General features: G+C 63.7%; 20 protein-coding genes. 11 read left to right on the forward strand and 9 right to left on the reverse strand.

What is annotated here, in order from left to right; genetic code table 11:
- Nucleotides 1-16: 16 nt before the first annotated feature.
- Nucleotides 17-424: a DUF4332 domain-containing protein gene (locus VKR55_RS25795; RefSeq protein WP_324407811.1), complete on the reverse strand. Its 408-nt coding sequence runs from the start codon at nt 422-424 to the stop codon at nt 17-19.
- 24 nt (nt 425-448) lie between these two features.
- Nucleotides 449-814: a DUF2267 domain-containing protein gene (locus VKR55_RS25800; protein WP_324407813.1), complete on the reverse strand. Its 366-nt coding sequence runs from the start codon at nt 812-814 to the stop codon at nt 449-451.
- A gap of 331 nt (nt 815-1,145) precedes the next feature.
- Here VKR55_RS25800 and VKR55_RS25805 point away from each other — a divergent pair, with 331 nt between their 5' ends.
- Genes VKR55_RS25805 through VKR55_RS25815 form a run of 3 tightly spaced genes read left to right on the forward strand, consistent with a single transcriptional unit; the run spans nt 1,146 to nt 5,530 of the window.
- The gene (locus VKR55_RS25805; RefSeq protein ID WP_324407815.1) at nt 1,146-2,756 is read left to right on the forward strand and encodes a helicase HerA-like domain-containing protein; all 1,611 of its coding nucleotides are present in this window, start codon (nt 1,146-1,148) and stop codon (nt 2,754-2,756) included.
- A gap of 48 nt (nt 2,757-2,804) precedes the next feature.
- Nucleotides 2,805-4,097, forward strand: coding sequence for a glycosyltransferase family 87 protein (locus VKR55_RS25810; RefSeq protein ID WP_324407816.1), 1,293 nt, complete (start codon nt 2,805-2,807; stop codon nt 4,095-4,097).
- A gap of 20 nt (nt 4,098-4,117) precedes the next feature.
- Nucleotides 4,118-5,530, forward strand: coding sequence for a M20/M25/M40 family metallo-hydrolase (locus VKR55_RS25815; RefSeq protein ID WP_324407818.1), 1,413 nt, complete (start codon nt 4,118-4,120; stop codon nt 5,528-5,530).
- 10 nt (nt 5,531-5,540) lie between these two features.
- On the opposite strand, the gene VKR55_RS25820 is transcribed toward VKR55_RS25815, so the two are convergent.
- A complete protein-coding gene (locus tag VKR55_RS25820) occupies nt 5,541-6,227 on the reverse strand; it encodes a TetR/AcrR family transcriptional regulator (protein WP_324407820.1) in 687 nt (228 codons plus the stop codon).
- A 78-nt stretch (nt 6,228-6,305) separates the two neighbouring features.
- On the opposite strand from VKR55_RS25820, the gene VKR55_RS25825 reads away from it, so the two are divergent.
- The gene (locus VKR55_RS25825) at nt 6,306-7,415 is read left to right on the forward strand and encodes a questin oxidase family protein (protein ID WP_324407821.1); all 1,110 of its coding nucleotides are present in this window, start codon (nt 6,306-6,308) and stop codon (nt 7,413-7,415) included.
- Nucleotides 7,416-7,499: 84 nt separating this feature from the next.
- On the opposite strand, the gene VKR55_RS25830 is transcribed toward VKR55_RS25825, so the two are convergent.
- From VKR55_RS25830 to VKR55_RS25840, 3 genes are all read right to left on the reverse strand, one after another.
- Complete coding sequence (locus VKR55_RS25830; protein WP_324407822.1) at nt 7,500-7,739, reverse strand: hypothetical protein; 240 nt, start codon at nt 7,737-7,739, stop codon at nt 7,500-7,502.
- A 301-nt stretch (nt 7,740-8,040) separates the two neighbouring features.
- On the reverse strand, nt 8,041-9,024 hold the full coding sequence (locus tag VKR55_RS25835) for an NAD-dependent epimerase/dehydratase family protein (protein WP_324407824.1): 984 nt from the start codon (nt 9,022-9,024) through the stop codon (nt 8,041-8,043).
- 164 nt (nt 9,025-9,188) lie between these two features.
- A complete protein-coding gene (locus tag VKR55_RS25840) occupies nt 9,189-10,838 on the reverse strand; it encodes a glycosyltransferase family 39 protein (protein WP_324407826.1) in 1,650 nt (549 codons plus the stop codon).
- Between the two features lie 305 nt (nt 10,839-11,143).
- On the opposite strand from VKR55_RS25840, the gene VKR55_RS25845 reads away from it, so the two are divergent.
- Both VKR55_RS25845 and VKR55_RS25850 read left to right on the forward strand, forming a co-directional pair.
- Nucleotides 11,144-12,022: a DUF308 domain-containing protein gene (locus tag VKR55_RS25845; protein ID WP_324407828.1), complete on the forward strand. Its 879-nt coding sequence runs from the start codon at nt 11,144-11,146 to the stop codon at nt 12,020-12,022.
- 170 nt (nt 12,023-12,192) lie between these two features.
- Nucleotides 12,193-12,606, forward strand: a complete 414-nt coding sequence (locus VKR55_RS25850) for a Ros/MucR family transcriptional regulator (protein WP_324407830.1) — start codon at nt 12,193-12,195, stop codon at nt 12,604-12,606.
- On the opposite strand, the gene VKR55_RS25855 is transcribed toward VKR55_RS25850, so the two are convergent.
- Both VKR55_RS25855 and VKR55_RS25860 read right to left on the reverse strand, forming a co-directional pair.
- Nucleotides 12,607-13,035, reverse strand: coding sequence for a SufE family protein (locus VKR55_RS25855; RefSeq protein WP_324407832.1), 429 nt, complete (start codon nt 13,033-13,035; stop codon nt 12,607-12,609).
- 82 nt (nt 13,036-13,117) lie between these two features.
- On the reverse strand, nt 13,118-13,558 hold the full coding sequence (locus VKR55_RS25860) for a DUF5330 domain-containing protein (RefSeq protein ID WP_324407834.1): 441 nt from the start codon (nt 13,556-13,558) through the stop codon (nt 13,118-13,120).
- Between the two features lie 398 nt (nt 13,559-13,956).
- Here VKR55_RS25860 and VKR55_RS25865 point away from each other — a divergent pair, with 398 nt between their 5' ends.
- From VKR55_RS25865 to VKR55_RS25875, 3 genes are read left to right on the forward strand one after another with little or no spacing between them, the layout of a single operon-like run.
- Nucleotides 13,957-15,795 (forward strand): sensor histidine kinase, encoded by a 1,839-nt coding sequence (locus tag VKR55_RS25865; RefSeq protein WP_324407836.1) that lies wholly within the window; start codon nt 13,957-13,959, stop codon nt 15,793-15,795.
- A complete protein-coding gene (locus VKR55_RS25870; RefSeq protein ID WP_324407838.1) occupies nt 15,788-16,495 on the forward strand; it encodes a peptidoglycan-binding domain-containing protein in 708 nt (235 codons plus the stop codon). The genes VKR55_RS25865 and VKR55_RS25870 overlap by 8 nt, the downstream gene beginning before the upstream one ends.
- 45 nt (nt 16,496-16,540) lie before the next feature.
- On the forward strand, nt 16,541-16,882 hold the full coding sequence (locus VKR55_RS25875; protein WP_324407840.1) for a DUF1491 family protein: 342 nt from the start codon (nt 16,541-16,543) through the stop codon (nt 16,880-16,882).
- A 99-nt stretch (nt 16,883-16,981) separates the two neighbouring features.
- Here the strand turns inward: VKR55_RS25875 and VKR55_RS25880 are convergent, their stop codons facing one another.
- Nucleotides 16,982-17,962 carry a DUF2336 domain-containing protein gene (locus VKR55_RS25880; RefSeq protein ID WP_324407841.1) on the reverse strand — a complete coding sequence of 327 codons (981 nt, stop codon included), beginning with the start codon at nt 17,960-17,962 and terminating at the stop codon, nt 16,982-16,984.
- 245 nt (nt 17,963-18,207) lie between these two features.
- Here VKR55_RS25880 and VKR55_RS25885 point away from each other — a divergent pair, with 245 nt between their 5' ends.
- Both VKR55_RS25885 and VKR55_RS25890 read left to right on the forward strand, forming a co-directional pair.
- On the forward strand, nt 18,208-18,405 hold the full coding sequence (locus VKR55_RS25885; RefSeq protein ID WP_324407843.1) for a hypothetical protein: 198 nt from the start codon (nt 18,208-18,210) through the stop codon (nt 18,403-18,405).
- A 20-nt stretch (nt 18,406-18,425) separates the two neighbouring features.
- Entirely contained in the window at nt 18,426-19,184 is a 759-nt protein-coding gene (locus VKR55_RS25890) for a hypothetical protein (protein ID WP_324407844.1), read from the forward strand.

A 19,184-nucleotide genomic window follows, 5' to 3' on the forward strand; every position in this document is an offset into this window, starting at 1 on the left:
ATCGGGGGAAGCGGTGCTAATACGTGATTTTTGGCTGCAGCTTGCGGGCCTGCGCAATGAGTTGCTCCACGGACTTTTCCGACGGCAGCACCCGGACCAGCTTCCGCTTGATGTTCACTTCCTTGATGTTCTGCGCAAGCCGCGCCGGATTGCGCAGCGCCAGTTCCCGCACCGTAGTGACGCCGGCCGCGCGCACCAGCCCCACCTTGGCCCTGCCCATGCCAGGAATGCGCATGTAGTCCGAGACATTGGCCCACTCCAGGAGTTGCTGCTCGCTGATCCCGGTCTTCACCGCGAGCGCCTTGCGTCCCTTGACCGTACGGGCGGCTTCCAGCAGCGCGTCAGTCGTGCGAATGCCCAGCGATTTGAGCTTGGAAGCGGAGAAGGCGGTCATGCCTTCAATCTCGGAGATCGGATATGTCATGATGCTCGATATCAAGAAGGTGCTCTAGGCGAACTGGCTAAGCCCCGGTGTCCCCGCAATGATCTCGCCCATTCGATCCGCTCCGATTTTGTCGCGGCCGAACCTGAAAAGTTCACGGGCGATGCTCTGAATCTCACCCATGCCAAGCCCAAGACCCATCAGCCTTGTGCCGACTGCCATCAATCCGCCGCCCATCAATCGTGCAAAGCCGCCGTTGTTGTCGGATGCCGCGATCGCAGCTTCCGCACCCGGAATTTGGTCAATCAGTGCCTGAACCTTGTCGGAAGGACCCTCGTTGCGAAGGAAGTTCAGGATAATGCCAACGGTTTTTTCAGCGACAGCACTATCGATGCTGGCCTTTGAGGCCAGCCGCCCTATCAACTCGTCCATCTTGCCCCGTCCTCAACCGGTTGTTTGACCGGCCTTTATCTCAGCCAAAATCATCTTGGGCTTCCAAAAACCTAAATACAAGCGATGACCACTTGCGAAACCCCATTCCATCTTCAATCGCCTCGCGAGTGTTGCAGCAATGCAAGAGCGGGCATCAAATTCGCGCAAATTCGTCGCAGGCGATACGTGCGTTCCGACTTTTGGAGGGTGGAAATCGCGGCGTCGTTCCTCGCGCGCCACGGAAAGGCTGCCTTTGAACCGTTTCAATCGCATTGCAAGATGAAGTATGATTGCGAATGAAACCCGGATGAGCGAGAGCAGGCGGAGCGTAATGGTACCTTCCGACAACAAGGTGGCTGATACCGACGACAAGATTTTCGTTGGCAAGGGCGAGGAGACCGCCTGGCTTGCGTTTGCGCTCGCCAACCGCCACGGCCTCGTCACCGGTGCGACCGGTACCGGGAAGACGGTGACCTTGCAGGTCATGGCGGAAGGCTTTGCGCGCGCCGGCGTCCCGGTGTTCGCGGCCGATATCAAAGGCGACCTGTCGGGTATCTCGGAGGTCGGCGAAGCCAAGGATTTTATCCTCAAGCGCGCAGCCGAGATTGGCCTGACTTTCCAGCCCGACCAGTTTTCGACGATCTTCTGGGACGTGTTCGGCGAGCAGGGCCACCCGGTACGCGCCACCGTCACCGAGATGGGCCCGCTCTTGCTCGCGCGCATGCTCGATCTGAACGGCGTGCAGGAGGGGGTGCTCAACGTCGCCTTCCGCGTCGCCGACGACAACGGGCTCGCGCTGATCGATATGAAGGATCTGCGCGCGCTTTTGGACGCGATTGTGCCGGAAGGCGGCGAGAAGGGCGATGGCGAGGACGATCCGCTGGCGCCGCTGCGCAAGGCCGCGCAGGGCTTTGGCAATGTCACCAGGGCTACCGTCGGGACCATCCAGCGCCAGCTTCTGGTGCTGGAGAACCAGGGCGGTAGCAAATTCTTCGGCGAGCCGGCGCTGTCGCTGAAGGACTTCATGCGCACCGACCGCGATGGCCGCGGCATGATCAATATCCTGGTCGCCGACAAGCTCATGCAGAGCCCGCGGCTCTATGCCACGTTCCTGCTCTGGATGCTGTCGGAGCTGTTCGAGGAGCTGCCGGAGGTCGGCGATCTGCCCAAGCCGAAGCTCGTGTTCTTCTTCGACGAGGCGCACTTGCTCTTCAACGACGCGCCGAAGGCGCTGATGGACAAGATCGAGCAGGTGGTGCGGCTGATCCGTTCGAAGGGCGTCGGCGTCTATTTCGTCACGCAGAATCCGATCGACGTGCCGGACCGCGTGCTCGGCCAGCTCGGCAACCGCGTGCAGCATGCGCTGCGCGCTTTCACCCCGCGCGACCAGAAGGCGGTCGCGGCTGCCGCGCAAACCTTCCGGCCCAACCCCAAGCTCGATACCGCCAAGGTGATCACCGAGCTCGGCAAGGGCGAGGCGCTGGTGTCGTTCCTCGAAGGTAACGGCACGCCGGCGATGGTCGAGCGCGTGCTGGTGCGCCCGCCATCGGCGCGGATCGGGCCAATCACGCCTGAGGAGCGCAAGGCGATCATGGATGCGAGCCCTGTGAAGGGCAAATACGACACCGCGATCGACGCGGAGTCGGCCTACGAGATCTTGCAGAAGCGCGTCGCCGGCGCGGCTGCGACTGCGGATGGCGCATCCGGCGGTGGTGTCTGGGGCCATGTCGGAGCGATCGTCTCGACCGTCTTCGGCACCAACGCAAGGCATGGCCGGCTTTCGACCGGTCAGCTCATCGCTCGCAACGTCACGCGCTCGGTCACCGACAAGGTGGTCGGCGGCCTGGTTGCCGATGTCGGCAAATCGGTCGGCGGGCAGCTTGGCGGCTCGATCGGCCGCTCGCTGGTGCGCGGCGCGCTCGGCGGGCTGCTGCGGCGATGATGATGATCGCAGGCTAGCTGTCGCGTGACTTCTCCCAAATCGAATGTGATGAGACTTCCGTCGCTGCGGGCGCCGCTCGAGGTGCTGTTCCTGTTCTGCTGCGTCGTGCTGACGGCCTTCGTGCTGGTGCCTGAGATTTTTGGCAGCGGCAAGACCAAGGACTATCCGCTATGGTACTGGGCCGGCCAGCAGGTGCTGCACGGCGCTCGCCTCTATCCCCTCGACGGCCGCATCTTCGATTTCATCTATCCGCCGTTGTCGGCGGTGCTGCTCGCGATCCCGGCGTGGTTCGGCAAGATCCCGCTCTATCTGTGCCTGTGCGCCTTGAATATCGTGGCCTGGTGGGCGACGCTGCTCTACACCAACGCCATGACCGGAGCGGACCGTACGCCCGGCACGTGGCTGTTTGCGCTGCCGGGCTTTGTCACCATCACCTTCGTCTTCGACATGTTCGATCTCGGTCAGCCGAACCTCGTGCTGCTGGCCCTGATGCTGTACGGGTTCTGGTCCATGCGGCATCAGCGGCTGTGGATGGCAGGCTCGATGTTCGCGCTGGCGACGGCGATCAAGGTGTTTCCGGTCGCGGTGCTGCCTTATCTTGTCTGGCGGCGGCAATGGACGGCGCTCGCGAGCATGCTGGTCTTCCTCGGCATCTTCCTGTTCATCGTGCCGGCGCCGGTTCGTGGCTTCCAGCAGAATGTCGCGGAGCTGAAGACCTGGTACCAGGGCATGGTCGCCTCGAGCTCGGAGAAGGGCTTTGGCCAGCGCGACGAGCAGAACTGGTCCTGGGTCAACCAGTCCATCATCGCGATGACGCATCGGCTGACGCGGCCGATCAACTACAACCAGGATGACCCGACGCGGCCGGTGCGGACGATGAACGTCGTCGACATCTCCTTCAAGGCGGCCAACTGGCTGGTGGTCGCGGTCTCGCTTTTGATCGGGCTCGGCTATATCACGGTGATGCCGCCGGCCTCGCGCCGCACGGAAAAGTCGGATGCCGAGGAGCTCGGCCTCCTGTTCTGCCTGATGACGGTCGCCTCGCCACTGGCGCGGCAATATTATTTCATGTGGCTCATCTTCCCGATGACCGTTCTGATGCACCGCGGCGCCTATGACCCGCGCGAGAGGGTGCGGCTCTGGACCTGGCTCGCGCTCGGCGCTGTCGGGCTGTTGCTGTTGCTGTCGTTGCCGGTGTTTCCAAGGGACCTGCAGGCCTGGGGGAACAATTTCGTCGCGACTGTGATCATCGCCGGCACGCTGGTCTGGCATCTTCTGCATCCGCCCAGGCCTGATGCAGCTAGCTCGACGCCGCCAGCAGAGCTAAAAGCAACGCCATAGAAACGGCAGGGAACACAAAGATGTCCGACGCCCAGACGCAAAAAGTCCTCGACCACATCGATGCCGATTTCGACAACAGCCTGCAGCGGCTGTTCGCGCTGCTGCGGATCAAATCGATCTCGGCTGACCCTGCCTTCGCCGGGGATTGCAAGGCGGCCGCCGATCATCTCGCTGGCGATATCGCCTCACTCGGCTTCGACGCCAGGGTGCGGCCAACCGCGGGTCATCCCGCTGTCGTCGCTAAAAGCAACGGCAAGGGAAATGGCGGTGGCGCGCGGCCGCACGTGCTGTTCTACGGGCATTACGACGTGCAGCCGGTCGATCCGCTCAATCTCTGGCATCGCCCGCCGTTCGAGCCCGTGGTCACCGACCATGCCGATGGCCGCAAGATCATCGTCGCCCGCGGCGCCGAGGACGACAAGGGCCAGCTCATGACCTTCATCGAAGCCTGCCGCGCCTGGAAGTCGGCAACGGGGTCGCTGCCGCTCGACATCACCTTCCTGATCGAGGGCGAGGAGGAGGTCGGCTCGAAGAATTTCGCGCCGTTCCTGGCAGCCAACAAGGACGAGCTGAAGGCCGATTACGCGCTGGTCTGCGACACCGGCATGTGGGACCCCAACACGCCCGCGATCACCACCTCGCTGCGCGGCCTGGTCTATGACGAGGTCAGGATCAAGGCGGCGAGACGCGATCTGCATTCCGGCCTGTTCGGCGGCGCCGCGCGCAATCCGATCCGCGTGCTGACCTACATCCTCGGAGGCCTGTTCGACGAGAACGGCCACATCACCATTCCCGGCTTCTATGACGGCGTGAAAGATTTGCCGCCGGACATTCTGGCGCAGTGGAAGAAGCTCAATCTGACGCCCGAGACGTTCCTGAAGCCGGTCGGGCTTTCGATCCCCGCAGGCGAAAAGGGTCGCCTCCTGATCGAGCAGGTTTCTTCGCGACCGACCTGCTCGATCAACGGCATCGTCGGCGGCTATACCGGCGAAGGCTCGAAGACCGTGATCCCGGCGGAGGCCTCGGCCAAGATTTCGTTCCGCCTCGTCGAGGGCCAGGACCCCGCGAAGATCCGGAAAGCCTTCCGCGATTACGTCACCGCGCGCATTCCCGGCGACTGCAAGGTCGAGTTCGGCGATCATTCCATGGCGCCCGCGATTGCATTGCCGTGGGACATGAAGGCGCTGAGTGCCGCAAAGAAAGCGCTGACGGAGGAGTGGGGCAGGGAAGCGGTGCTGTTCGGGTCCGGCGGCTCGATTCCGGTTGTCGCCGACTTCAAGAAGACGCTCGGCCTCGAATCGCTCCTCGTTGGCTTCGGCCTCGACGACGACAACATCCATTCGCCGAACGAGAAATACGATCTCAAGAGCTTCCATAAGGGCATCCGCTCCTGGGCGCGCATCCTCGCAGAGCTTGCAGCCTTGCCGCGGTGAGGTTTGCAGGCTACACCGCCGCGGCCACCTTGCGCCGCTTCTTCGCCGCGTCGATGCTTCGGAGCGCGCTTTTTGCGGCGCCGGTGGACGCGGTGATCGACTGCAGATAGTGCGCAAGCACGCGCTCTGCCTCGGTCATCAGGTTCATGGGCAGACGCGCGATCGCAAACTGAAAGCCGAGCCCCTGGATCAGGCTCAGAAACATAGTTGCAGCTTCCTTGCCGGCGATCTGGCCCGTAGTTGCACCGTCGTTCCTGGCACGTTCGATGAGTGTCGCAAGACGATGAGAATAGCCCTTGTGGATCTTTCCGAACCGCGCCTGGAGACTTGGATACTGAAGCCGCAGGTGGTCCGAAAGCACAAGCTTGGCAAGCGCGGGATAGCGTTCGATCAGCTTCATGTGATCGAGAAACATGCGGCTCAGCACAACGAGACCCGGCTCGTGAGGGTCGTCAGCCTCTGAATAGATCGCAACCAGGCGCTCCTCCAGCCAATCCATGACCGCAAGCCAGATCGCCTCCTTGGTCGGGAAGTGGCGAAATACGGCCGGCTGCGTGACACCGATTGCATCCGCGATCAGTTGCACGCTCACGGCTTCCGTGCCCTGAACCGCAACCAGCCGCAACACGGTTTCAACGATCTGCTGCTTGCGCGAGCCGGTCGGATAACGATCGTTTGATCTCTGAAGCGAAGCCATGGCTTGCAAGTAAGTTTGTAACAACTAACATGTTTGTATGTACTAACTTACTGCGTGTCAAGCTAATGGAGGTCGAGAATGTCGTATGCAGCTCACGATCTGGCGCTGGACGCGCTGCGGCGCGCGGCACCGGAGCAGCGAAATGGAGCCCCCAATCACGCGCCGATGGTGGTCGAGGCTCTCGCCGCGCTGGGACGCGAGGATGCGGTTCGGAAATGGATCGAGCGGGCCGCGCCACGCCTCGCAGAAAGCCCTCAAGCTGAATCCGCGCTGGGTCCGGATTGGCAGCCGCGGCTCGGCGACTACGCCCGGCTTGGCGAATGGCAAAACCTGTTTCGCCGGGAGCTGGAAGCACTGGCCTGGCGCGGCGTACTGGAGCGCTGGTTGCCGCGGCTCGTTCCCGGCAGCATGGCGGCAGGTACCCACGGCATCATCAGATGCGCTCACGCAGCCCGCGCGCTTGAGAATGCTGTCACGCCGCCGCGCCTCACCGAGCTGGCGGCCGCGCTGGCCTACTGCGCAGCCCGCTATCGCGCGATCGAGGGCACGCCGGTCCTGGCAGGTCCCCTGACTCTGGAAGCGGCGTCGGCGCAGTTGCCGCTACTTGAGCCCGGGACCGACCGGCGCGGTCCGCCCCCGAAGGTCGTCGAGCGTTTGAACGAACGTCCGGACTTTGCCTGGGCCGTCAGCCGTCTTGCGCAGCCATCCGACCCGCTGTCGGCCCTCGGTGAATTGGCCGAAATCGGCGCGCGGCTTTATCTGCGCGACGCCGATCATCATCCCCCGGTGCTTCTGCACGCTGTGACCGGTCCCGCCGCGGTGCACTCGCTTGCCGAACAGGTTTCGCCCGCGCTGCGCAGCACACTGTTTGCCTATATGTGGCAGGCGGTCGCGGCATGGGCAGCCGCCTTCTCCAGCGGGCTTTCCAACGAGCAATGGGAGCCGACCGATGAAACGTGGGATGAGATCATCGATCTCGCCGTCGCGAGCGGCGACGATCACGCGATCAAGCTCACGGAAGCCTGCCGTCGCATGGAAGGACTCCGTGCTTCTGCAAGCTTCCGTGCGGCGGCGAGCGATTGGGTGCATCGCGTCGTCGACACGCGCGACTGGAGTTCCGAACGGCTGGTCGCGGCCGGCATCAGGACAAGATTGTCGGATGGCAAGCGGGCCGTGGCTATGGGATAGCGGAGCTTACGGCATGCCGCGGTGAGGGCGCAGCTTGCTGCGTTCGGTGCGACGCGCGGGCGTCATCCTTTTCACGCGGAAGCCTTATTTTACTTCGTCTCCAAAACTCATCGCCCAAATGCGCAGCCCGAAAATCGGTTTCTCGGCATGGTCAACGAGATCAAGCTGATAGTGATCATCTGGCGCCAACTCAGAAAAGATACCTCTGCTCAAGTCGGTGAAGATCGCCAACGACTCTTTCCGAGCCTGCTGCTTGTCGTCGCAAAACAGGGCGATCTTGGTGCCCGGAGATTTGCTGCCGCGAATCACCAGAAAATAATTCATGGGCGAGTTACGCCGAGTTCCGTATTGCCCTCTACACGCTATGATTCATAAAGGCCCAGGTATCTTACTTTCCGTGGTCCTAACTCAAATTCCGGCAGTTCGTCGAAACAGGCGAACACTCTTGGTTCTTCCCGTCCCAAAAATCCTCGACAGGCCGGAGCGGACCAAGGCCGCCAAGACGTGAAATGAAAAGTAAAAACGCCGCCCGAAATTGAGCGGCGTTTGATCGCAATGTGTAGAGGCTGTGTGAGCTATTGGTAGCGCATTCGTGCGGATTCGTCCACCCGCTTCGCGGCCCATTTCACTCCACCGGATATGGCCCTTCGCCGAAGCGGCGGCCGTGATAACCCTTGGATCCGACCTGCCGCGCCAGCGCGCTGAGGACATCGCCATTCGCTTTTAGTCGCGCAACTATTCTGCGGAAATCATGGCGCGGTTGCCAGCCGAGCTCGGCGCGAGCCTTGTCGTTGACATAGACGCGCTCGATACCGGGAAGCATTCTCCAGCCGCGTCTGTCGTATTCGCCCGCATAGTCCGGTACGTAGCGGCGGACGACCTGTGGCGCATGGTCGCGCAGCTCGGCTACGTCGCCGCGGCCGAAAGGGGTGGTGGCGCTGATGATATATTTCGCAAAGCCGGTCGACTGCGCGCGATCCGTCGCGGCGAGATGCGCGCTGACCACGTCCTCGATATCGACGCGTCGGTAGAGGAACTCATTGGCCTTGCTGTTGGCGTCGGCATAGGCCTCGCGCGCTGCGCGGTCGTCGTCCTCCTCGGGAAAAAAGCGCGAGGTGCGCAGCACGATGGTCGGAAGTGCATGGTTGCGTGCAAAGAGCTGGCACAGGTCCTCGGCCGCCGCCTTTGTGGCGCCGTAGATGTTCTTCGGCATCGGCGTCACCTCCTCGGTCACCCACGTCGCTGGCGCGCCCGGCGGCGGCACCAGGGCATCGCCAAATACACTGGTGGTGCTGGTGTAGACAAAAGCGGTGACGCCAGCGGCTGCCGCCTCTTCGAGCAGATTGAGCGTGCCTGTGACGTTGACGTCGATAAAATCCTGCCGGCGGTGGGTAGCGACATGCGGCTTGTGGAGAGTCGCCGCATGCAGCACGGTGTCGATGTCCGCCATGCAACGGCGCACGAACGCGCGATCGACGATCGAGCCCACGAGGTGGGTGAACGCGCCGGGTCTGATATCGATGCTGACCACCGCGCGCCGCTGCGTTTGCAGGGCGCGCACCAACGCCTCGCCGAGATGGCCGGAACTGCCGGTCACCAGAATAGCCACGCCCGAAAGCCTTTCGATTTGGCGTCCGTCGCCTGAGGTCAAGCCTTGTAGCTCGGATTGATGCAGGCGTGAAGGTTGGCGCGCAGAAATGTCGCGCGCTAAAGCGCTTTTTGCTTGCGCATGATCTTTTCGGGAAACCGCTGCACACCTTCCCGGATCGTGCGCTAGGGCGCCGGGATCGACAGCAGGCTCGAGATGGTGCGGCCGCGGATGTCGTAGACGCGCGCGTACACCACGTCGTCGCGCTTGATATCGACCATGACCGGCGCGGACAGGCCCTTGCAGTAGAACTCGCCGAGCGTCATCGCGAAATCGGCCGCGTGGCTGTCCCAGCCGATGGTGAAGTCGGGACCGAGCGCGACCTGCGCCGGGCGCTGCGGGCCGCACACCGCGACCTTCCATTTGCGGCCCCGCGGCGCCACTTCGTGCTTTTCTGCAAGCTGTTCGCGCAGGCGGTCGGAGGCCTGTTTGAAGGCAAGGCCCCAATAGTCCAGCATGAAGCGGTCGTCGGCGCCGCGCACGGTGCCCGCGATATGATTGAAAAATGTGTACTGATAGGGATGCAGCCGGATCATCTCGGCGAGCGGCAGCGACTGGCCGAAGATGAAGACGGCGAGCAGCGCGGGCTGCCAGCTCCGGCGCGTGGTGCCGAGCCAGTTCATGATCCAGGCGAAGGCGAGGCCGCCCAGGATCGTCATCGGCGGGATCACGAAGATGAAGTGGCGGATGCCGTTATAGAGCGCGGGCCGCTTCACGATCGCGATCGCGATCGGCAGCGTGGCGGCCAGCGTCAGCATCAAGAGGATGGTCTTGCGGCGCGCGGTGACATCCTTGCGCGGCAGCAAAATGAAGGTGCCGACGATACCCACCATGAGGAGCGCGAGCATCACCTCGGGAAGCTGCAGCGCAAACAGCGTCGGCAGATAGGACCAGGGCATGTCCGGCACCGACACCAGCGCCCCGTCGAACAGCTCCTTCCAGGGCTTCTCGAAGAAATGCGAGAAGTAGGTCACCGCGCGCAAGGGATTGCCGAACTCGATGATCGACCACGGCCAGATCAGCCCCATGATCAGGTAGCCGACCGCAAGGCCGGGCAGGAGCACATAGAGCACGTGCACGAAGCGGGAGAGCGCCTCCCGCGGCCCTTGGTTGCGGTAATCGTCGACGAACATGGGGATGAAGCCGAGCAGCGCGTAGATCAGCGCGAGCCCGCCGAGGACGCGCGAGCCGAGCGAAAGTCCGGCGCCCATGCCGACGAGCAGGATGGTGCGCGGCGAGGCCAGCGGATATTCCTCCGCGAGCCGCACGAGGCCCATCATCAGGATCACCATGGCCACCGCGAAGGGCGCATCCTTCGGGTTCATGAACATGTGCCCGTAATAGATCGGGCACAGCGCCAGCAGCAGCAGCGAGGCAAGGCCTGCGAGCGGGCCGCCGACGCGACGACCGAGCCGCCACGTCACCGCAAGCCCGATGACGCCGACGATGGCGCCGACGAGACGGCGGGTCTCGAACAGGCCGAGCGGGATGACCTTGTGCAGCAGCGCGGCCGCCATGTCGAAGCCGCCGCCATACATGTAGAGATTGGCAAAGGACAGCGCGTGCGTGTCCTTGAACCCCGAACCGTACATGCGGAGCAAAAGGTCGGCATATTCGGCGTGGGTGTAGTCGTCCCAACCCAAACCGTAGTCACGGAAGGTGAGGCCTGCGATGAGGGCGACAGCCGCGAGCACCAGGAGTGCAAGGTCGTCGCAAGTTCGTTCCAGCGAGCGCCGCGCCGGCGTTTCGATGGCCGAAGTCGTGACCGATGACATGGTTATTGGTGACCCGGTGTCCCCTGTGGCCCAGCTTTGGCGCTTTTGGGCCTCGTTCCCCGGGATCCATATAGCGCAGTTCCCTAGGCAAGTAATTGGCAATTGTGGCGTAATTTGCCTCTGCCGCCTTAATGCGATGCAATATCGAACGGCGCTAAGTTGGCGCTGGCCGGTCACTGCAATTAACTAAGTCACGGATTGCGCAGCCGTTCGGAACGCCTGAGGCAAATGGCCGTTGGCGCTATGCAGAATATGACGGTATCGTGGCAACGTGAGGTGCGCGGTGCTCGCGCGGGGTGTTTTGGATGATCATCGTCTTGCAGATCGCAGGGATCGCCGCCGTTCTGGCCGGTCTGGCGGCGATCGGCTTCGGCGTCCCGGTCAAGGAGTTCAGCTTCGGCAACACCCTGATCATGTCGGGCACGATCGGACTTTGTACCGGCATGTTGCTGCTCGGGCTGTCGGTGGTGGCGATGGAATTGAAGGGGCTGGCCCGCCGCATGGCGGCAGGCCCTCGTCAGGCCGCTGAGCCTCGCGCGCGAGCCGCGCTGCCACCGCTCCCGGTTGCGGCCGGCGCCGCCGCGGGGGAAGGCAGTGGGACGTTTTCGCGCGATCAGCAGGCCCCGGTCGAGCCCTCGATAGCACCGCCGGTATCGCCCGTGCCCTGGCATGAGGATCCGCGCACGCGTCAGGAGCCAATGGCATCCGAGCCGGTCCCGGCCGCTGCTGTGCCGCCGCGCCCAAGACCAAAGCGGAATCTTCTGTTCGCCTCGACCGTGCGCAAGGATCGCCAGCCGGCCGGCGCTTCCGATCCTGCGGCCGGCGATCCGCGCACGCAGCCGCCAGCGACTGCGGGCGGGGCGCCACCAGCGAGTTTTGAGGATGCCTGGCCAAGGGCGGATCGCGGCAGGCCGGGCGAGGTGCCCAAGCCTGGGGAGGTGCCGCCACAGCGGCGCAGCAGTCGCCCGGCACAGTCCGAACCAAGTGCGGCGGCAGAGCGCCCCGCATCGCCGCCCGGGCAGCCCGAGGAGCAACCGGCCGTCACCGTGCTCAAATCCGGTGTCGTCGACGGTATGGCCTATTCGCTCTACTCCGATGGTTCCATCGAAGCGCAGATGCCGGAGGGCATGATGCGGTTCGCGTCCATCGACGAGCTCCGTGCGCATCTCAACAAGCGTCCGTGATTCCCGACAATTTCATCGGGAATGTTCAAATAGAGCGATGATGTTCTTGCCACTTCGGCAGTCATCCGCTCATATTCGTTTTGCTACGCAAGTTTTCGCAAAGTTTATGGGGCTTGCGGATACTTTCGCATCCGCCCTGCAAGTTAGCCGCCCAAGCGAGGTTTGGCCTCATGACTGATGCCGCCGGCAAAAGCTTCATCGATCTCACCGCGAGCATCGTGTCGGCCTATCTGTCCAACAATCCGACGCCGGCCTCCGAGATTCCGAACCTGATCAGCCAGGTTCACGCGGCGCTGCTGCGCGTGTCGAGCGGGCGGACCGAACCGCCGGCCGAGCCGCCAAAGCCCGCGGTGTCGCTGAAGAAATCGATCAATCCGGACTATCTGGTGTGTCTGGAGGACGGCAAGCGTTTCAAGTCGCTGAAGCGCCATCTGCGCACGCAATACAACATGACGCCCGAGCAATATCGCGACAAATGGGGCCTGCCGCCGGACTATCCGATGGTGGCGCCGAACTATGCGGTCGCGCGCTCGCAGCTTGCCAAGAAGATGGGGCTCGGCCAGCAGCGGCCGAAGCGGAAGTAATCAGGAGGCGGTCGCCAGCGCGGCCCGCGCGTCCGAGCGGATGCGTTCGACCATCGAGCGAAGGCCGTTGGAGCGCTGCGGCGTCAAATGCTCGCGAAATCCGAATTGGTCGAACAGCGCGATCGCATCGTGGGAAAGGATGTCCTGCGGCGTGCGGCCGGAATAGAGCGTGAGCAGGATCGCGATCAGGCCCCGCACGATATGAGCGTCGCTGTCGCCGCGATATTTCAGCACGGCATCCGTGCCGCTGCGGTCGAGCTTCTTCGACAGCCAGACCTGGCTGACGCAGCCATTCACCTTGTTCTCCAGGGAGTGCTCGGCCTCCGGCATCGGTTCCAGGGTGCGGCCGAGCTCGATGACGTAGCGGTAGCGGTCGTCCCACTCCTCCAGGAGCTCGAAATTGTCCCTGATTTCCTCGATCGTCGTCATGATGGCTCGCGCTTGTCCGATGCCGCTTATATAGGATCGTGCGCGGCCGAAAGCGATATCCTGAAGGCGGGAAGTTCCGTCCTTACGGGCTCGGCGGCAGGGCCCAATCGATCGCGAGATCGTCCGCCGACAGCGTGTCGCGCGGCGCCACGGCGGCAGAGACCGGATCGTCATTGTCGGTGCTGCCGATCGAGCCGGTATGGTCCGGCGACTTCTTGTCGGTCGCGGATTTCTTGTCGTCAGCTTTCCGGTCGTCGGTCTTCCCGTCGGTGACCGAACGATAGATCTTGCGCGCGCCGTCCTGGGCACGCACGCCGATCACGGTGGCCGCCTCGCCGCCGACCTCGCAGGCCTGCGGCTGACGCTTGCAGAACTGGCTCATGTCGGAGACGGCAGCGGTCGCAGCCTGCACGGCATCGGAGACGCTGATTTGCGGCAGCTTTTCCGATTCGGGCGTCTTGTCCCTCGGCAACAGCACGAGCACCAGCCCGAGCCAGAAGGCCATGCGCAGCAGGAAGAACATCTTGCGATTCCGTATCGTCTCTTCAAGCCGATGCGGCGACCCCGCGTTCGGCTTCACCTCATCATTCTCGATAAATCGCAAGTGATTGAATTGGACTTAATTCGCCGAAAGATCGCAGAAAACTCGGGGCAGTTTGATTCGGCGTAAATTTTCGATTGACGCGATCAGGATGGAACCATCGGTCGCGTCCACCAAATCGAAACCATACGGGCGCGCCCGCGGAAACCCGCGATTCACCATTCGCGCGTGCAAATGAGCCAAAACACCGGCCACGCCACGGTGTTTTGTCGCTTGCTGCACCGCCTTAGCGTTCGTTTAATTTCGCTCTGACACGGTGGCCCGCGACAAGGGGGCGTTCCGGCGCGTCTTTTTGACGGACAAGCCGAGGCGCGAGAGCCGTGACTGTGTTGAGTACCATCCGCGATTGTTTCGATGCGCTGCTGCATCCGTCGGCACACCACGATGCGCTGACCCGCGCGCGGCATCGCGCCTTCATGGCGCCGCGGCTGATCGGCAGTCTCGCGGCCTTCGCCGTGTTCCCCATTTATCTGGCGATGCGCGGCGCGCCCGGCATGCTCGAGGTCTCCGCGCTGGCCTGGCTGATCGCGCCGATCCTGCTGTCCTGGTTTCTGTCGCGCACCGGCCGCTACGAGGGCGCCCATGTGCTGTCGTCGATGGCGCTGGCTGGCGTGGTGATGGCGTTTGCCGTCACGACCGGCGGCATCGAGTCGTTTGCCGCGGTCTGGCTCGTCGTCATTCCCGTCGAATCGGCGCTGTCGGCGTCGCGCCGCGTGGTCGCCTTCGCGTCAGCGCTTGCGCTTTCCTGCGCGGCGATCCTGATCGCATCCGGCACGCTGGGCCTGCTGCCGCCACCGGAAGTCACCCCCGCGCTGCATGGTCTGTGCATGGCGTTCGGCCTGGCCTCCGCCACGCTCTATGCAGCGGGGCTGGCGTTCGGCGCAGAGTCGCTGGCGCGCACCAGCGTGTCGCTGCTCTCGGTGGAAGAGGAGCGCTATCGCTTGCTTGCCCGCAATATGAGCGACGTGATCTCTCGCCATCAGCGCAACGGCGCGGTGCAGTTCATCTCGCCTGCCGCGGAATCCATGCTGGGCACGCCGGCGGCGCTGTTGCTCGGCCACGGCCTGTTCGACCGCGTCCACGTCGCCGATCGTCCCGCCTATCTCACCGCGCTCTCGGACGCCGCTCGCGGCGGCGAAGCGCGCAGCGTCGAATTTCGCGTGAAACGCGAGCTGCCGCGCGGCGAACGCGGCGCGGGCGCAGTCGATTTCATCTGGGTCGAGATGCGCTGCCGCCCGCTGGAGCAGGCCTCGCCGGTCTCCGGCCGTTTCGAATCCGAGGTCGTTGCCGTCATGCGTGGCATCACCGACCGCAAGCTCCAGGAGCAGGCGCTCGATCTCGCGCGCAGCGCGGCGGAAGCCGCCGATGCCGCCAAGACCCGCTTCCTCGCCACCATGAGCCACGAGCTGCGCACCCCGCTGAATGCGATCATCGGCTTCTCCGAGATGATCGTGCAGGAGCAGTCGTTGATGCTCGATGCCGCGCGGCGCAAGGAATATGCGCAGCTCATCAACGACTCCGGCCAGCATCTTTTGTCGGTCGTCAACGGCATCCTCGACATGTCGAAGATGGAGTCGGGCAATTTCGAAATCTCCGCCGAGCCGTTCGCCCCGCGCGCCGCGCTGCTCAATTGCTGCAACCTGCTGGCGCTGAAGGCGCGCGAAGGCGGCGTCGACCTCGTCACCGACGTACCGCACGACCTGCCCCTCATGAGCGGCGATCCGCGCGCGTTCAAGCAAATCGTACTCAACCTCGTTTCCAACGCCATCAAGTTCACCGAACGCGGCGGCACGGTGACCGCGGCGGCACACGTGGAGGGATCGCGGCTGGTGCTTCGCATCAGTGACACCGGCGTCGGCATCGCACCCGATGATCTCAAGCGCATCGGTGACCCCTTCTTCCAGGCTGGCAAGACCTATCAGCGCCGCCATGAGGGTACCGGGCTCGGGCTTTCGATCGTGAAAAGCCTGGTCGGCCTCCATTCGGGCGAAATGAGCGTGCAAAGCAGAATCGACGAGGGGACGACCGTTACCGTGACGCTGCCGCTCGCCTATTCGAAATCCGAAGCGGCTGCGCCATCGAGCAAGATTGCGACGCTGCTGCCCGCGGTGCGAACGCCATCTCAGGACCAGATCATCCAGGTGAAGAAAAGTGCCTAGAAAAGCCATTGCAGACGATGACAAGGCACCGCGCCGTCGCCGCGGTGCCGCCGCCGCGATCGAAGAGGAATCCGAGCGGGGTCTCTTGATGCGCGTCCTGCTTTACAGCCCGAAGGACACGGTTGCGAGCTTGCTTGCGTTGACGGCTGCGGGCGCGATCGTCGCCAACGCGCTGTTTCTCCAGCACGGTCCGCATCCCGCGCCGATGTTCGGCTCTGTGGTCCACATTCCCGCCGCCAACGTTTCGACGGCCAATCTCCTGCTGCCGCGTCCACGCCCGGCAGAGGCCGATGCTGTAGCCGTCGAACCACGGCTGGCGGAGACGAAGCCAAGTGAGCCTCGGCTGTCCGACACCAAGGCTACCAGTGCAAGATCCGCCGATCCGCTCGGCAATCTCGTCAAGGCGACGACGGGTTCATTGCAATCGGCGACCGCGGCCGTGCCACCGCCGTCGACAGCGCTGCGTCCGCCCGCGCCGATTCCCCCGGTCCAGGTCACGGGCTCCCGTCGCGTGGCCGCGGTACAGCGCGTATTGACTGAATATGGCTACGGCCAGTTGCGGGCGACCGGCACGATCGGGGCCGACACCCAGGCCGCGATCCAGAGATTTGAGCGGCATCGCGGGCTGCCGGTGACAGGGCAGGTGTCGGAGCGCCTGGTGCGCGAGCTTGGCGTGATGATTGGCCATCCGATCGACTGAGTCTTGCGACTAGCGCCAGCATGCGGGCTGGCTTATGTCTCTTTCATGCGATTAAAGACAAGCATCTGGGTGGCGGCCTATCTGCGCCGCTGCCAGAGCGCGGGCGTGTTCGGCGCGGTGCGCCGGCGCGGCGCGGAAGAAGCCGGCGCGGTCTTCGTCAAGGTGGCGACGATGGACGGCAGCGCCACGCTGTATGTACCGGCGCCGCAGACGGTCTATGACGACAGCCGCCCGATCGAGCGGCTGTTCACGCCGGTCTCAAAGGAGCCGCAGCCCGAGCCTTCGGTGGAAGAGCGGCTCACCAGAGAAATCCGCTTCGACCCCGACGCCTGGATCGTCGAGACCGAGGACAAGGCAGGTCGGCATTTCCTCGATCTGGCAAGATGATCGAAGCTTGCCTTTCGTCATTGCGAGGAGCGCAGCGACGAAGCAATCCAAAGTTTCGCGTGAGGCTCTGGATTGCTTCGCTTCGCTCGCAATGACGATTTAGCGCGACGAACCGTCGGTGCCAGTGCGCACACTCGGTGCGGTGCCGGGCTGCACCGCAGGACGCGTCTGAGCCGCCGTGGTGCGTGCGCGCTGGCGTTCGTCGTCGTAGAGGCCCGGGCGGTATTTCGCTCTTGTCACGGCCATCGTCGAGCCGCGCCAGACGGCGAGCATCACGAGCGCCGAGCGTTCGCTCAGGCGATCGTAGAGCCGCGACAGTCGATACACCGTATTCACCGAGCTTCCGAATTCTGGCTTGAGGAACAACAGCACGCGCTCGAACACCGGACCGGGCATGCCAAGCGCGCGCATGGCGCAGGCGAGTGGCTCGCCGCCGGGATCATCGACCACTTGCGCGGCCAGCCGCGCGGGCAGGATCAGGCTCTCGCCGAGCTCGAGCGTGAAGTTTTCGATGTCGGCCGCGAAAGCCGCCATTTCGAGCGTCTCGATCGCGCGCGCCGCGCGCCGCTCGGGAATTTTCGGCGAAGCCTTCAGCGGCGTGTCGGCGAGGCTGTGCAGGATCGAGACGCGTTCGCTGGTGTTTGCGCGGAAGAACAGGTCGTGGATCTGCGCTGCATCCGTCGGCTGCATCGAAAGATTGGCCGCCATCCGCGTCTCCGCTTCCGTAAGCGGCCTCGGCGGCGCTGCTTCCTCATGTGGTGGGGAGAGGATTTCCTCCGCCAACGGTACGCGCTGGTCGGGATGCCCAGGCTTCAGGTTGAGCTTCCGCATGATCGCGGCCGGCGTCGTCGGATAGATCGCAAGCCGCGCGCGCACGGCCGCGCGTGTCGCATCATCGACCTGGTCGATCAGGCGCGTTGCGAGCTCGACAAACTGCCGCGCCTCGTCGGCGGAATGCGTGCTCGCCTGCACATAGAGATCGGTCAGCACGCGGAGCAGGGTGGGTCTGATATCGACGCCCTCGCGACGGGACAGCGTCATCAAGCCATCGAAGCCCGGAAACAGCGGAGTTGTAGTCATGTCAGGGTACGCGACTCTTCGAATTCTTCGCTCACCCTATGTGGCTTGCTTTAACAGCTCGTTAAGGAAAACAATTTGTGAAGAAGTCCAGCAAAATGCCGGTGATGCCGGCTTGCAACGCAGTGCCCATTTGCCGGCCACCGCGGTCGTGCGGGCGGCCGCCTTAAGACCTCGTTAACCACGTGCTGATCTTAATTGACGTGTCGCGGCACGAATCGTGGTCGTGACGACCAGAGAGAATGGGCATGGGGACCATCATTGAATTTCCGGCGGATGCTGCTTCGCGGCGGCCGGGCTCACCCATCGATGGCGTTTCGGCCGACGACATGGGCACTGTTCTGATCCTGCCAGTCGTTCGCGTCGAACGCGGTGACGATGGCACGAGCGGCGGCAGCGGACCCGAAGAGGGCGCCGCCTCGGGCGGCCGTCGCCGTCGCCGCTGAAACCGCAAGGATATTACGCCATGCCGGAGACGAGATTTCCGATCCGGTATTTTGCGCCGGCCCTGCTGCTCGTTGTGGGCAGCCTGTTGGGAGCCTGCAGCGGTGGCGATTTCGGTCGCACCAGAGAAGATTTCCGCAACGACGATATGCATCGCTGGATCGGGCTTGAGGCGACCTCAAGCGTTGGCCTGCGTCCCTCTCAGTTCCAGCTCACCGACGACGAACGCCAGCTTCGCGATCTCGCCTATCCCCTGATCGAACCGCCGCATTCGCGCCCCGCCTGGAAGAGCGTGTTCGGCGACTATCAGCCGCTGCCTTCGCCCTGGCGCCAGGCGCCTGTGTTCGACCGCACTGCGTACGGCCGTGCGCTGATCGACGAGCCGCACCGTTCGCATGCCTCGCGTTATGCGCAACTGATCGACGACGTGCGCGACGATATCTCTCGCTTGGAACTGTTCTATCCCAGCGCCATCAAGGTGCTCGAGCTCGACCGTCGCCGGAACGCAAGCCTTGGGCGCATCAGTGAGCTCTCGCCGCGCGAGCGCGCGGATGCGGTGGCACGCATGCAGGAGAATTCCCTGATCGTGCAGTGGGTGCAGCAGTGCCAGGAGCGGCGCGTGTCGTCCTATCGCTGGGCCCTGGAGCGGCTGGTGCTGCAGGCGCCCGACCCGATGGCCGCCGACGCAGATCGCCTGATCGCAGAGCTCGCCGCGCAGACAGCGTATCCACCGGTCGCGGCAAGGCCCGTGATCGAGCACCCGGTCACGACGCGGGGGTAA

This window comes from Bradyrhizobium sp. (genome assembly GCF_035309285.1).
Classification (GTDB): Bacteria; Pseudomonadota; Alphaproteobacteria; order Rhizobiales; family Xanthobacteraceae; genus Bradyrhizobium.